Here is a 13177-nt window from a genome sequence, read left to right as displayed (position 1 = left end):
TTCGCGCGCCGCGGAGGCGGCTCGCGGGGGTTTTCCCGACTTCGGGGCAAGCGACCGACGGTGCGTTTCCTGCGCCCGGGCGCGCCGCATCCGGCGACGATGCGGCGGGCGAAGTTGCTCCCTGCGCCGCCGCCCGCCGGAGAGCGCGGGCTCGCCCATCGCCGGAGTCGGGTCCATAGGGTCCGGGCCTGCACGTCCGTGTGCCCATGGTCGATCTGCCCGAAACCCCAGCCGGCGAGCGCACGCCCGACTCCCCACTGTTCGTGGCGCTGACGCGGCTGCTGGCGACGCCGGTCACGTCGGTCCGCGAGACCCTCGATGCGGCCTGCGAGGTCGTGGCCTCGGTGGTCGAGACCGACAAGGTGGACGCGTTCCTGCACGACGCCGCCCGCGATTCGCTGGTGGCGATCGGGACCAGTGATTCGCCGATGTCCCGCCTCCAGCGCGCGCTCGGCCTCGATCGCCTGCCGCTGAGCAACGGGGGCCGCGCGGTCGAGGTGTTCCAGACCGGCAAGCGCTACCTGTGCGACGACGTGCAAGCCGACGCCGGCGAACTGCAGGGGATCCGTGAGGGGCTCAAGGTGCAGTCGACGATGGCGGTGCCGATCGAGGTGCAAGGCAAGCGCCGCGGGGTGCTGATGGTGACGGCCGCGAGCAGGAACAAGTACCGCTGGAGCGACCTCGAGTTCCTGACCGCCGTGGCCCAGTGGATCGGAGTCGTCACCCACCGCGCCGAGCTGGTCGAGGAGGCCACCCGCGTGGCGGCCGAGCGCGCGCGCCAGCGGACGGCCGAGGAGCTGATTTCGGTCGTGGCGCACGACCTGCGCAACCTGATCGCGCCGCTGGCCGCGCGGCTGGACGTGCTGACGGTGCGGGCGGAGGCGGAGCGCGCGCGGCGGACCTCGACGAGCTGAGCAAGGCGAGCAGCGGGGTCGAGCGGCTGGGGCGGGTGCTGTCCAACCTGCTCAGCGTGGAGCGGATCGAGCGCGGCCTGTTCGACCTCCGGCTGCAGGTGGTCGACCTGGTCGAGCTGACCCGCAGCACCGCCGCGCTGTTCGCCACCAGCGGGCAGGCGCTCGAGATCGAGGCGCCGCCGCAGGTGCTGGCGTGGGCCGACCCCGAGGCGCTGCGGCAGGCGCTGGAGAACCTGATCCACAACGCGAGCACCCACTCCCCGGAGGGGACGGCGTTGTCGCTGACGATCCGCCGCGAACGGTTCGACGGCGCCAACTGGAGCCTCGTCCGCGTCCGCGACTTCGGCCCCGGCATCCCCGCCGAGCTCTTGCCGACGCTGTTCGACCGCTTCGCCCTCGGGCCGACGTCGTCCGGCCTCGGCCTCGGCCTCTACCTGGCGCGCAGCATCGTCCAGGCGCACGGCGGCTCGCTCGTGGTCGAGGACGCGGACGGGCCCGGCGCCTGCTTCCGCCTGGCGCTGCCGATGTACGAGCCGCCCGCCGGCGCGGCGAGGTGCAGCGGGAGCGAGGGCGACGGCGGGCCCGGGTCGCGTCCCTGAGGGGCATGTCGATGAGGACATGCCCTGAAAGACATGGTAGAAGAGACATGCCCCAAGGGGCACGCGAGACTCACGGCCGCAGCACGACCTTGATGCAGCCTTCCTTCTTGTGCTGGAAGATGTCGTAGCCCTTCGGCGCCTCCTCGAGGTGGAGGCGGTGGGTGATGATGAAGGACGGATCGATCTCGCCGGCGGCGATCCGCTGCAGCAGGGCCGGGGCGTAGCGGTGGGTGTGGGTCTGGCCCATCTTGAGCGTCAGCCCCTTGTTGAAGGCGGCGCCGAACGGGAAGTGGTCGATGGGGCCGCCGTAGACCCCGGGGACCGAGACGGTGCCGCCCTTGCGGCAGGCCATGACCGCCTGGCGCAGCGCGGTCGGGCGGTCCGCCTGCAGGCCGACGGCCTGCTTGACCCGGTCGTACCAGAACTCGAGGCCGTGGCCGTGCGCCTCCATGCCGACGGCGTCGATGCAGATGTCCGGCCCGCGCCCGCTGGTCAGCTCCTTGAGGACCTCGATGACGTCGGACTTCTCGTAGTCGATCGGGGTGGCGTCGCACTTCGTCCGCGCCAGCTCGAGGCGCTCGGGGAAGCGGTCGATGGCGATCACCCGCTTGGCGCCCAGCATGTGGGCGCTCTTCAGCGCGAACAGGCCGACCGGCCCGCAGCCCCACACGGCCACGACGTCGCCCTCCTGGACGTCGCACACGTCGACCGCCATGAAGCCGGTGGCGAAGATGTCGCCGATGAACAGCACCTGCTCGTCGCTGAGGTCGGTCTCGACCTTGAAGTGGTTGATGTCGGCGAACGGCACCCGCACGTACTCGGCCTGGCCGCCCGGATAGCCGCCGAACATGTGCGAATAGCCGAACAGGCCGGCCGGCGCGGCGCCGAACTGCTTGGTCGCCAGGGCGGCGTTGGGGTTGCTGCGATCGCACAGCGACCACAGCTGGCGCTTGCAGAAGAAGCAGTCGCCGCAGCCGATGTTGAACGGCACGACCACGCGGTCGCCCTTCTGCACGTCGCGCACCTCGCGGCCGACCTCGAGCACCTCGCCCATGAACTCGTGGCCGAGGACGTCGCCCTTCTGCAGCGTGGGGATCAGGCCGTCATAGAGATGGAGGTCCGAGCCGCAGATGGCGCAAGCCGTGACCTTGACGATCATGTCCCTGGCGTCGGCGAGCTGCGGATCGGGGACGGTCTCGACCCGCACGTCGCGGGCCCCGTGGTAGCGCAGTGCTTTCATGGGCCGAAGGCATGACTCGAGCGCGGCCTGGACGGTAGGACGTCCGGGATTATCCCCGTGCGGACTCGGCAGTGAACGCGCACCTGTAGGGCAACAAGGATGAGTCCGGCGATTCGACGGCGTGCGCGCGGGTGCTATGAGGCGAGCATGTCGCGCGACAAATCGCAAGGATCCCGGCGTTCGTCGAAGGCGACGTCCACGCCGTGATCGAGTCGCCGGCCGGCAGTCGCAGCAAATTCAAGTGGGACCCGGCGCTGGAGAGCTTCACCCTGCACAAGGTGCTGCCGGCCGGGATGGCGTTCCCGCTCGAGTTCGGGTTCATCCCCGGCACCAGGGGCGGCGACGGCGACCCGCTCGACGCGCTCGTGCTCACCGACGAGCCGACGTTCGCCGGCTGCCTGCTGCGGGCGCGATTGCTCGGGGTGATGACGGCCGAGCAATCGACCGCGGGCGAGGAGCCGGTCCGCAACGACCGCTTCCTCGCGGTCAGCGTCGTGTCGCGTACGTACGAGCAGCTGCAGCGCGTGCAGGACATCAGCCCGCGCGCGCTGGCCGACCTCGAGCAATTCTTCGTCCACTACAACGAGCTCGAGGAGGCGCTTCCGCGTGCTCGGGATGCTCGGGCCCGAGGCGGCCCGCTCGCTGATCGAGGCGGGCCAGAGTAGCGCTCACGGCGAGCGGACGAGCCGCGCGGCGGTGTCGAGCAGGCGGCCGAGCTTGACCGGCTTGGGGATCAGGATCGTGCCGGCGGGGGCGCGGGCCGGATCGGAGGTCGACACGATGACGGGGATCCGCGCCAGCTCGGGGACGGCCTGCATGGCCTGATAGACCTGCCCGCCCTCGAGCAGCGGCATCACGAGGTCGAGGATCACGAGGTCGGGCTTGACCCGCGCGTGCAGCAATTGGTCGAGGGCGTCGCGCCCGTTGGTCGCGGTCATGGTCGCGTAACCCTCGCCGGCGAAGGCCTCGCGCAGGCTCTCGCGGGTCGCCTCGTCGTCGTCGGCGATCAGCACGGTGTGGCCGCGCGCCGGGCGATCGGCGCGCGTGGGCTCGGGCGAGACGCGCGGCAGGCGGAGCGTGAACACGGTGTCGGTCTCGTCGCTCGAGAGCACCGAGACGGTGCCGCCGTGGGCCTGGGCGATCTGCTGGGCGATGTAGAGGCCGAGGCCGAGGCCGCGGGCGTTGGTGCGCGAGGGCGAGTGGTCGCGGCCGCGGAACGGGTCGAACAGCACCGGCACGAGCTCGGGCGGGATGACGCCGCGGTTGCGGATCTCGACCGCGATCTGGTGGCCGTCGTCGAACACGCGGATGCCGATCGGGCCGTCCGCGTGGCCGTGCTGGATCGCGTTGCCGATCAGGTTCGACAGCGCCTGGACCAGGCGGTCGGGATCGCCGGCGGTGACGGTGTCGCCGAGGGTCTCGACCCGGACCTCGCGCTGCGAATGCGTGGTGCGCAGCTCGTCGACGGCGCGCTGCACCAGCTCGAAGAGGTCGACCCGTTGGCGCGCGCGCGAAGCCGAGGCCGCCGGCCAGCCGCGCGCGTGAGGTCGAGCAGCTGCTCGATCATCTCGTTCATGCGGTGGCTCGAGACGAACATGCGCCGCAAGATGCCGCGCTGGTCGTCGCCTTCCACCAGCTGCTCGAGGATCTCGGTGCCGGTCTGGATCGCCGACAGCGGGGTGCGCAGGTCGTGGCCGAGGATGCCGACGAACATCTCGTTGAGGCGCAGGGCGTGGGTGCAGTCGCGCCGCTGCCGCGACAGCTCGAAGAACACGTCGGCCTTGCTCCGCAGCACCCGCGGGTCGATCGGCTTGTGCAGGAAATCGACCGCGCCGGACTCGTAGCCCTGGAACACCCGCTCGCTGTCGCGCGCGCCGGCGGTGATGAAGATGATCGGCACGTTCTTGGTGCGCTCGGTGCCTCGCATCAGTTCGGCCAGCTCGAAGCCGTCCATCCCCGGCATCTGCACGTCGAGGAAGGCGAGGGCGACGTCGTGGACGAGCAGCAGCTCGAGCGCCTCGAAGCCGCTGCGCGCGGTGAGGATGTTGAGGCCGTCGCGCCGCAGGAGCGCCTCGAGGGCGATGAGGTTCTGCTCGGTGTCGTCGACGAGGAGGAAGTTGATCGGTTCGAGGTTCATGTCGCCTCCCCGGAGCGCGTGGGCGCGGCGAGCCGCGCGAGCAAGGTGCCGATGACGGCCGCCGGCACGGCGTGGTCGACGGCGACGCGCCGCAGCGCGGCCGCCGGCATGGTCGGGACCGCGGCGGTGGTCGGCGACTCGACGATGGTGAGGCCGCCGGCCGCGGCGATGTGGCCGAGGCCGCGGGCGCCGTCCTCGTTGGCGCCGCTGAGCAGGACGCCGGCGACGTGCGGCCCGAAGGCGTCGGCGGCCGACTCGAACAGCACGTCGATCGAGGGCCGCGAGAACAGCTCGGGGCGGTCGACCGAGAGGGCGAAGCTGCGCCCGCGCTCGACGAGCAGGTGGTAGTTCGGCGGGGCGACGTAGAGCGTGCCGGGCACGATGGGCTCCTTGTCGTCGGGCTCCCGCGTCGGCAGCGAGGTCCTCGTGCGCAGGACCTCGACGAGGTGGCTGGGCTGGGTCGGCGGCAGGTGCAGGACCACGGCCAGCGCCAGCGGATAGCCCGCGGGCAGCGCGGGCAGCAGGGCGGCGAGGCGTCGAGCGCCCCCGACGAGCCGCCGATCACGATCAGGTGAATGTCGCGCGTCGCCATGGTCTACCGCCGTTGATAGATCCGGTCCTCGGGGACGAGCTCGGTGAACGCCTCGGCGTGCGCCGAGAACCGCAGGGTCTCCTTGGCGCCCAGGCCGAGGAAGCCCTTGCGCCGCACCGAGTCGCGCAGGACGCCGATCGCCCGGTCCTGCAGCGGGCGGTCGAAGTAGATCAGGACGTTGCGACACGACACCAGCTCGACCTCGGCGAAGGCGACGTCGGTGGCGAGGCTGTGGTCGGAGAACAGGATCGCCTGCTTGAGCCGCCGGTCGAGGATCGCCGAGGCGTACTGCGCGGTGTAGAAGTCGGACAGGGAGCCGCGGCCGCCGGCCTGGCGGTAGCTGTCGGAGAAGCGGGCGAAGCGCTCGAGGTCGTAGACGCCGGCCTCGGCGGCCCGCAGGCTCTCGGGGTGGATGTCGGTGGCGTAGATGAGGGTGCGGTCGAGCAGGCCCTCCTCGGCGAACACGATGGCGAGCGAGTAGGCCTCCTCGCCGGTGGCGCAGCCGGCGACCCACACCTTGAGCGAGGGATAAGTGCGCAGGTACGGCACGATGCGCTCGCGGAGCGATCGATAATACGAGGGGTCGCGGAACAGGTCGCTGACCTGGACGGTGAGGAAGCGGAGCAGCTCGCTGAAGCCGCGCGGCTCGGCGAGCACGCGCTCGCGCAAATCGTTCACGGTGGGGCAGCGGAGGTGGGTCAGGGCGGCGCCGATCCGGCGGCGCAGCGAGGCCTCGGCGTAGCCGCGGAAGTCGTAGTGATAGCGGTGGTACACCGCGTCGAGCAGCGCGGTCAGCTCGGGGTCGGGCGACGTCGTCATTTGGGCATCCACACCCGCGCCAGCGACAGCAGCTTGTCGACGTCGAGCGGCTTGGCGATGTAGTCGTTGGCGCCGGCGGCGAGGCAGCTGGCGCGATCGTCGGCCATGGCCTTGGCGGTGAGGGCGATGATCGGGATCTTGGCGGTCGCCGGGTCGGCGCGGATCGCCCGCGTGGCGGTGAGGCCGTCCATCTCCGGCATCATCAGGTCCATCAGGATCAGGTCGACGCCCGGCTTGAGCTTCAGGTGCTGCAGCGCCTCCTTGCCGTTGCGCGCGATCTCCACCTTGGCCCCGCGCGGCTCGAGCACGCTGGTCAAGGCGAATACGTTGCGGACGTCGTCCTCGACGACGAGCACGCGCCGGCCCTCGAACACGGCGTCGCGGTGGCGAGCGTCCCGCAGCATGCGCTGTCGCTCGGGCGGAAGGTTGGTCTCGACCTGGTGGAGGAACAGGGTGACCTCGTCGAGCAGCCGCTCCGGCGAGCGCGCGCCCTTGATGATGATGGACTGCGAGAAGCGCCCGAGCTCCTGCTCCTCGGCGCGGCTGATCGCGCGGCCGGTGTAGACGATGACGGGCGGGAACCCGTACTGCTCGCCCTGGGCCATCTCCCGCAACAATTCGGAACCTGACCTGTCGGGCAGGCTGAGGTCGAGGACCATGCAGTCGAAGGTGGTGGTGCGCAACGCGCGGAGCGCGTCGGCGGCGGTGCCCACCGGGACGGTCTCGACGTCGTCGGCCGCGAGCAGCTTGCAGGTGCTCTCGCGGTGGACGACGTCGTCCTCGACGACGAGGACGCGCCGCAGCGACTGGGTGGCCTTCGACTCGAGCCGCCGCAAGGCCGTGACCAGCTGATCGCGGACGACGGGCTTGATGGCGTAGGCGACCGCGCCCATCTCGAGCGCGGTGCGGGTGTGGTCGCTGGCGGAGATGACGTGGACCGGGATGTGCCGGGTCGCAGGGTCATGCTTGAGCGCGTCGAGGACGCTGAGGCCGGAGCGGTCGGGCAGAGAGACGTCGAGGACGATGGCGCTCGGCCGCTGCTGCCGCGCGAGCGCAAGGCCCTCCTCGGCGGTGTCGGCGTGGAGGGGTGGAAGTCGAGCTCGCGCGCGAGGCCGGCGAGGACGCCGGCGAACGCGGGGTCGTCCTCGACGAGGAGGATCGAGCGCGCGGCGGTCGGCGTCTGGGGCAGAGGCGGGGGCGCGGGGAGGCGACGCAGGGGAGGAAGCGGCGGCGGAGGCGGCAAGGGCGCGAGGCTCGGCGCCGCGGCCGAGCCATGGACGACGAGCTGCGCGGGGATGGTGAGGGTGAAGGTGCTGCCGCGGCCGACGACGCTGGCGACGGTGAGCTCGCCGCCGAGCAGGCGCGCGAGGTCGCGTGAGATCGACAGACCAAGGCCGGTGCCGCCGTACTTGCGGTTGGTCGTGCCGTCGGCCTGGCGGAACGCTTCGAAGATCAGCTCCTGCTGATCGGGCGGGATGCCGATGCCGGTGTCGGTGACGTCGAAGGCGACCCTGCCGGCCCCGGCGGCGCGCACCGTGAGCTTGACGCCGCCCTGCTCGGTGAACTTGAGCGCGTTCGACAGCAGGTTGCGCAGGATCTGCGACAGCCGCGTCGGATCGGTGACGAGCGCGCCCGGGACGTCGCGCTGGACGTCGAGGTCGAGGGCGAGCCGCCGGTCGCGGGCGACCGGGCGGAAGGTCGTCATCATCTGATCGGTGAGCCGCGCCAGCGAGATGGTCTCGGGCCGGACGTCGAGCATGCCGGCCTCGATCTTCGACAGGTCGAGGATGTCGTTGATGAGGGTGAGGAGGTCGTTGCCGGCGGAGTAGATGGTCTCGGCGAACTTGACCTGCTCGGCGTCGAGGTTGCCCTGGCGGTTGTCGGCCAGCAGGCGGGCCAAGATCAGCGAGCTGTTGAGCGGGGTGCGCAGCTCGTGCGACATGTTGGCGAGGAACTCGGACTTGAAGGCCGAGGTCCGCTTGAGCTGGATCTGCGCCTGCGTGAGGGTGTCGCGCTCGGCCTGCAGCGCCTGCGTCTGCTCCTCGAGGTGGGCGTTGATCTGCTCGAGCTCGGCCTGCTGATTGCCGAGGCGCGCCCGCGACTCCTCGAGCGCGCGGGTCTGCTGCTCGAGCTCCTCGTTCTGCACCCGCAGCTCTTCTTGCTGGGTCTGCAGCTCCTCGGCCTGGCGCTGGGTCTCCTCGAGCAGGGCGGCGAGCCGCTCCTTCTGCTCGGAGCTGCGGACCGCGAGCGCGACGGTCTCGCCGATCCGCTCGAGCAGCGGCGCACGCGCGGCTCGGCCGGGCGCAAAAAGCCGAGCTCGAGCACGGCGACGGTGACGCCGTCGACCCGCGCGGGCAGGACGAGCACGTGGGCGGGGAAGCGCTCGCTGGTGCCGGTGCGCAGGGGCAGCTCGGCGGCGTCGCGCAGCTCGACGACCTGGCCGCCGGCGGCGGCGCGGCCGATGACGCCCTCACCGGCGGCGAAGGTCTCGGGCCCGGCGACCCGCGAGTCGAGCGCGAGGCCGATCCGCCGCACCCAGTCGCCGCCGTCGCGCACGAAGAAGGCGCCGACGTCGGCGCCGGCGTGAGCGGCGAGCGCGGCCAGGCAGTCGTGGCCGACCTGCACGGTGCTCTTCTCGCCCTGCACGACCTCGGCGACGCGCGTGTGACCCTCGCGGATCCACGCCTCGGCCTCGAGCGCGGCGCGGGCCTGCTGCTCGGCGTCGAGGGCGGTGCCGAAGGTGCTGGCGATCGCGGCGAGCTGACGGCGCGAGAGGAAGGCGAGCAGGAGGGCGACGCCGGCGAGCAGCGCGACGAAGGCGGTCCGCGCGACCGCGGTCGAGCGCTCCGAGGCGACGGCGCGCGCGCAGCAGGTCCTTCTCGATGTCGGTGGCCACGGCCATGGCTTCGCGGATGTCGTCCATCCGGGCCTTGCGCGCGAGCATGGCGGCGGGGCTGCGCGCCTGGTCGAGGTCGTGACCGTTCAGGGCGGCCTCGCAGGTGGCGTACCACTCGCGGTAGTGCTGGTGGGCCTGATCGAACTGAGCCTGCTGCGAGGGGCTGTCGGCGACGATCTCGTGCAGGCGCTCGAACTTGCCGTCAGGGTGCGCCCGCTCGAACGGGCCCAGATACTGGCGATCGCCGGTCAACAGGAAGCCGCGCAGGGCGGTCTCCTGATCGACGATCTCGAGCATCGTCGCGTTGGCCTGCGAGAGGACTTCATTGCTGTGGTTGACCCAGGCGGCGTCGTCCGCCATCAGGAGGATCTGCCGGCCGAGGACGACGCCGAGCAGCAACAGGAGGGCGATCGGCGTGGCGATCGCTACGGTGAGCCGCTTGGTGAGCGACGTGCGCTGCTCGTCCCTGGTGAGGTTCACCCGATGCTCCTTGTGTCCGCGGTGTCCGAGGCGCCCCGCCGGCCGCTGGCCGCGGCGCGGTGAACTCCGACGAGCGGGTGGCCGCGCCCGGCCGCCGCAGCCCGTGAGGGCCCATGATTCGCACGAATGGTGATTCGTGGCGGGGCGCGCAGGGGGCCGAGCGCGGCCGGGCAGGTGATCTTTCGCATGACGCCTATGCAAGAGTCGCTGCGAGGATCGGGTCTCGGGTGCGGGCCAGGTGATACCCCCGTCTCCACGCCCGCGTCCCCGCAGAAAGGCGCCGAGGTCGAGGGGGAGGCGGGTTCATACGGCCGAGCCCGCTGCGGCGTGATTCGTACGATCGGGCGGCGTCATGCGCGCGAACGGTGGGAATGGCGAACGGGCCGCCGAAATCGACGGTCCGACAAGGGCCGTCGGCGAGCGCCTGGCGCCGTTTCGTGGCGCTAGTCGGGCAGGCGCGCCGTGCAACCACGATCAAACTGGTGGGCGGAGAAACCGACCATGAACCGCGATCAAATCCAGGGGAAGTGGGAGCAGCTCAAGGGCAAGGCGAAGCAGTTCTGGGGGAACCTGACCGACGACGATTTCCTCAAGGCCGAAGGCAACGCCGACAAGCTGTGCGGGATCATTCAGGAGCGCTCGGGTGAGCGCCGCGAAGAGATCGAGCGCAAGCTGGGCTACAAGGCCGAGAACAACAGCAACCTGTGACGAATGTCGGCGCTCCGCGCCGCTCTGCGATGCGATTCGGCGCGCCTGCAGGTCCTGCAGGCGCGCCGAATCCTTTTGCGCCGCGAACGATCCCCCGGCGCTGCGGTCGCCCCGCCAGCCGCACGCGTGACCCGCTGCGGGTGACGCGAATGCGCGGGCGCTTCGGGGCGCCGCCCATTCATGATACCGCGCGGAGGTCCTGGCGGTGGTCGAGGTATTTGGGTGTGGCGCGTCACCGGGTGACGGCGCTCGCTCGACCGCGAGCCGAGTACGATGCGCATGTTCGATGGGATATGTCGCGAAGGACAGGCGCCGCAGCGGGCGCGTCATCAGGTGCCCGGCATGCACATCATCGCCGGGTCAAGGTGCTCGGGGCTGTACTCGCCCTGGCAGAACTCGCCGTAGTTCTCCCATTGCATGTTCGCGTCGTCGACGTAGACGGTGTTGACAGGGTCGAACGACCAGGGGCACAGATCGACGACGTCGCCGACGCCGTCGAAGTCCTGGTCCGACTGCGGCATGAGGCAGAAGCTGGCCCACAAGGTGGCGAGGTCGACGGTGCCGTTCAGCGGCTGGCCCTCCTGGGCGCAGCCGGGCGGAGCTGGCCGACGCCTGGTTGGGCGAGGACCTTGGCGGGCAGCGGCACGGTGGCGCCGTCGGGATCGAGGGTGGTGCCGGCGGGGTGGAGGCGGACGCAGCAATAGCCGTTGGCGCTGAGGTCGTAGAAGCCGATCCGGCGCGGGTCGGGGACGAGGTCGGCGTCCGACGTGGACTCGCAGTTGAAGCCGACGAAGTCGCCGTCCTGGTCGCTCTCCTCCGCCATGCCCGGCTGGACCTGCTGCGGGTTGCCGACGAAGGGGCAGGGGGTCGCAGATGTCGCCGACGTCGTCGCCGTCGAGGTCGGCGTGGCCGCACTGGCCCTGGACGCACTTGCTGGCCGTCGGGCAGTCGACGTCGTCGTCGCACGCCTGCAGGGGCACGGGCTGGCGCGGGCAGCCGTCGTCCCCGTTGCGCAGGCCGTCCTGGTCGAAGTCGTCGTCGAGGCCGAAGCCGACCGGGCCGGCGGCGCCCGGGAGCATGGTGCCGGCGCAGGCGTCGCCGACGAGATCGTTGTCGGCGTCGATCTGGCAGTCGGGGCCGTCGAAGGCGATCGGATCGCCGAGCTCGTACGGGTCGAGGCCCTCGCCGTAGCCCTCGCAATTGGGGGTGCGCACGCAGTTGTCGCAGGCGTCGCCGATGCCGTCGCGATCGCTGTCGGCGGTGCTCGGGATGTTGCGCACCTTCAGGCGCTCGGGGATCGGGGCGTCGGGGTCGTTGTAGTGCGCGGCCGCCTTGACGCACAGGTCGCAGGCGTTGCCGATGCCGTCCTTGTCGCTGTCGGCCTTGGGCTCGCCGACTGGGAGAGTGGGGCAGAGGTCGGCGACGTCGCCGAAGCCGTCGCCGTCGACGTCCGACTGGTCAGGGTTGAAGTGATCGGGAGCGTTGTCGCAGTGCCCCATCACGCCGTCGCGGTCCAGGTCCAGCTTGCAGTCGGTGACCGGACCGTCGCAGCTCGGCAGCGGCTCGTCGCCGCCGGTGGTGCCGGTGGTGGTCAGGTCGGCGGTCGTGCTCGCGCCGGAGGTCGATTCGGCGGGGCCGGTGGCGCCGCTCGTGCTGCCGGGGTCGACGGTGGCGCCGGGTTCGGTGGCGCCGTCGGTTTCGAAGGGGTCGAGCACGGCGGGGTTGCAAGCGCCGAGGGCGAGGAGCACGGCGCCGAGCAGCCGGCGCGGTTGGCGGTGGTGAGGGCGAATCATGACGCTGCAGTCGCGCGAGCAGATCGCAGTAGCTCATCGATTTTGCGGCCGTGCGCGCGGACGATCGGACGGACTTCGGACCCGGCAGGGCGAGCGGCGGCGGGGGTCCGGGCGGGCGAGGAGCTCCCGCGGCGCGGCGCGAGGAGGTGCATGGGAAGCGGCGCTCGCGGGTGCGGCCGCTCGCAAACTCACGATCGCTGAACGGCTGAGATGGGGCTTCGAGGACCCGATCGAGTCGCGCCCGCGGCCCGCGGCGTCGCTGCGCGGGGTCCACGATCGGATTGATAGGACATGCCTGAACGGACATGTTCGAAATCGCGGGCGCGAAGACCTCGCGCGGCGTGACTCGGCGCGGAGCTTCGTTGTAGGCTCCGCGGCCTCGCGGCGGGAGACGACCCCGCCCGGGCCGCGGCCTCCCAGGCAGACACGTCCATGCAACCCTCGCATCTCTTCGCCACTCTCCTCTCTCTCCCGTGCTCGTCGCCTGCGACAAGCCGAAGCAGCCGAGCCGGCCAAGGCGGCCGAGCCGGCCAAGCCGAGCGAGCCGGCCAAGCCGAGCGAGCCGGCCAAGCCGAGCGAGCCGGCTGGAGCGGTCAGCAAGAACGATCGCAGCAAGGATCCCGCGTTCGCGCTCAAGACCGAGGGCCACAACTACGTCGGCCTGGTGGTCGATCGTTGCCCCGAGGGCTTCCGGATCGCCAGCTCTCTGCACGAGGCCGAGCCCAAGATCGAGGGCGACAAGCTGCTCCTCAAGCTGCACTACGGCGGGTGCCCGCTGTGGACCGGCTTCGCAGTGGTCCCCGGACAGGGCTCGCCGCTGCCGTTCTACCTGTGCGAGGACATCGAGCACGATCGGTGCGAGCTGGCCGGTCACAAGACGTGGGAGTTCGCGATCGGCGAGGCGCTCAAGCAGAGCGGCGCGACCGCGGTGACCTACGCGACGCCGCCGGCCCACTGAGCGAGTGATGGCGGTCGATTCGGCGTGATGGAGGTGCTCGC

The 13177-nt window shown here is 71.2% G+C and carries 12 protein-coding genes and 2 pseudogenes; 6 read left to right on the top strand and 8 right to left on the bottom strand.

The features are described 5' to 3' along the window. The first annotated feature begins 206 nt into the window (after positions 1-206). Positions 207-914 (top strand): GAF domain-containing protein, encoded by a 708-nt coding sequence (locus OV079_RS16350; RefSeq protein ID WP_267769639.1) that lies wholly within the window; start codon positions 207-209, stop codon positions 912-914. A 35-nt stretch (positions 915-949) separates the two neighbouring features. Further along, positions 950-1513 (top strand): sensor histidine kinase, encoded by a 564-nt coding sequence (locus OV079_RS16345; RefSeq protein ID WP_267769638.1) that lies wholly within the window; start codon positions 950-952, stop codon positions 1511-1513. Positions 1514-1583: 70 nt separating this feature from the next. Here OV079_RS16345 and OV079_RS16340 read toward each other — a convergent pair whose 3' ends face one another. Then, positions 1584-2753 (bottom strand): zinc-dependent alcohol dehydrogenase, encoded by a 1170-nt coding sequence (locus tag OV079_RS16340; RefSeq protein ID WP_267769637.1) that lies wholly within the window; start codon positions 2751-2753, stop codon positions 1584-1586. A 203-nt stretch (positions 2754-2956) separates the two neighbouring features. Here OV079_RS16340 and OV079_RS16335 point away from each other — a divergent pair, with 203 nt between their 5' ends. Further along, a complete protein-coding gene (locus OV079_RS16335) occupies positions 2957-3418 on the top strand; it encodes an inorganic diphosphatase (protein WP_267769635.1) in 462 nt (153 codons plus the stop codon). A gap of 3 nt (positions 3419-3421) precedes the next feature. On the opposite strand, the gene OV079_RS16330 is transcribed toward OV079_RS16335, so the two are convergent. The 5 genes and pseudogenes from OV079_RS16330 to OV079_RS58025 all read right to left on the bottom strand — a co-directional run. Beyond that, entirely contained in the window at positions 3422-4096 is a 675-nt protein-coding gene (locus OV079_RS16330) for a hybrid sensor histidine kinase/response regulator (protein ID WP_267778556.1), read from the bottom strand. An 11-nt stretch (positions 4097-4107) separates the two neighbouring features. After that, entirely contained in the window at positions 4108-4890 is a 783-nt protein-coding gene (locus tag OV079_RS16325) for an ATP-binding response regulator (RefSeq protein ID WP_267769633.1), read from the bottom strand. Continuing rightward, a pseudogene (locus OV079_RS16320) lies at positions 4887-5482 on the bottom strand (chemotaxis protein CheB). Before OV079_RS16320 ends, OV079_RS16325 begins: the two are co-directional and overlap by 4 nt. 3 nt (positions 5483-5485) lie before the next feature. Next, positions 5486-6301 carry a CheR family methyltransferase gene (locus OV079_RS16315; protein WP_267769632.1) on the bottom strand — a complete coding sequence of 272 codons (816 nt, stop codon included), beginning with the start codon at positions 6299-6301 and terminating at the stop codon, positions 5486-5488. Then, positions 6298-8252: pseudogene (locus tag OV079_RS58025) on the bottom strand (response regulator); the annotation flags it as partial. The pseudogene OV079_RS58025 and the gene OV079_RS16315, both read right to left, overlap by 4 nt. Before the next feature lie 96 nt (positions 8253-8348). On the opposite strand from OV079_RS58025, the gene OV079_RS60610 reads away from it, so the two are divergent. Further along, positions 8349-8888: a hypothetical protein gene (locus tag OV079_RS60610; RefSeq protein ID WP_267778881.1), complete on the top strand. Its 540-nt coding sequence runs from the start codon at positions 8349-8351 to the stop codon at positions 8886-8888. Here the strand turns inward: OV079_RS60610 and OV079_RS58020 are convergent. After that, complete coding sequence (locus OV079_RS58020) at positions 8772-9494, bottom strand: CHASE3 domain-containing protein (RefSeq protein WP_420829523.1); 723 nt, start codon at positions 9492-9494, stop codon at positions 8772-8774. The genes OV079_RS60610 and OV079_RS58020 overlap by 117 nt on opposite strands. A gap of 684 nt (positions 9495-10178) precedes the next feature. Between OV079_RS58020 and OV079_RS16285 the strand changes: the two genes are divergently transcribed. Next, positions 10179-10385: a CsbD family protein gene (locus OV079_RS16285; RefSeq protein ID WP_267708284.1), complete on the top strand. Its 207-nt coding sequence runs from the start codon at positions 10179-10181 to the stop codon at positions 10383-10385. A gap of 329 nt (positions 10386-10714) precedes the next feature. On the opposite strand, the gene OV079_RS16280 is transcribed toward OV079_RS16285, so the two are convergent. Beyond that, positions 10715-12178: a thrombospondin type 3 repeat-containing protein gene (locus tag OV079_RS16280; protein WP_267769628.1), complete on the bottom strand. Its 1464-nt coding sequence runs from the start codon at positions 12176-12178 to the stop codon at positions 10715-10717. A gap of 664 nt (positions 12179-12842) precedes the next feature. Between OV079_RS16280 and OV079_RS16275 the strand changes: the two genes are divergently transcribed. Next, positions 12843-13136, top strand: a complete 294-nt coding sequence (locus OV079_RS16275) for a hypothetical protein (protein ID WP_267769626.1) — start codon at positions 12843-12845, stop codon at positions 13134-13136. The last annotated feature ends 41 nt before the right edge of the window (positions 13137-13177 follow it).

Source organism: Nannocystis pusilla (genome assembly GCF_026626665.1).
GTDB classification, from domain to species: domain Bacteria; phylum Myxococcota_A; class Polyangia; order Nannocystales; family Nannocystaceae; genus Nannocystis; species Nannocystis pusilla.
Note: the sequence above shows the minus strand (reverse complement) of the source record. Positions and strands in the feature narration are given on the sequence as shown.

Coding starts and splice junctions, on each gene's coding strand:
- OV079_RS16350 (WP_267769639.1), top strand. CDS start 207: ATGGTCGATCTGCCCGAAACCCCAGCCGGCGAGCGCACGCCCGACTCC.
- OV079_RS16340 (WP_267769637.1), bottom strand. CDS start 2,753: ATGAAAGCACTGCGCTACCACGGGGCCCGCGACGTGCGGGTCGAGACC.
- OV079_RS16325 (WP_267769633.1), bottom strand. CDS start 4,890: ATGAACCTCGAACCGATCAACTTCCTCCTCGTCGACGACACCGAGCAG.
- OV079_RS16315 (WP_267769632.1), bottom strand. CDS start 6,301: ATGACGACGTCGCCCGACCCCGAGCTGACCGCGCTGCTCGACGCGGTG.
- OV079_RS58020 (WP_420829523.1), bottom strand. CDS start 9,494: ATGCTCGAGATCGTCGATCAGGAGACCGCCCTGCGCGGCTTCCTGTTG.
- OV079_RS16285 (WP_267708284.1), top strand. CDS start 10,179: ATGAACCGCGATCAAATCCAGGGGAAGTGGGAGCAGCTCAAGGGCAAG.
- OV079_RS16280 (WP_267769628.1), bottom strand. CDS start 12,178: ATGATTCGCCCTCACCACCGCCAACCGCGCCGGCTGCTCGGCGCCGTG.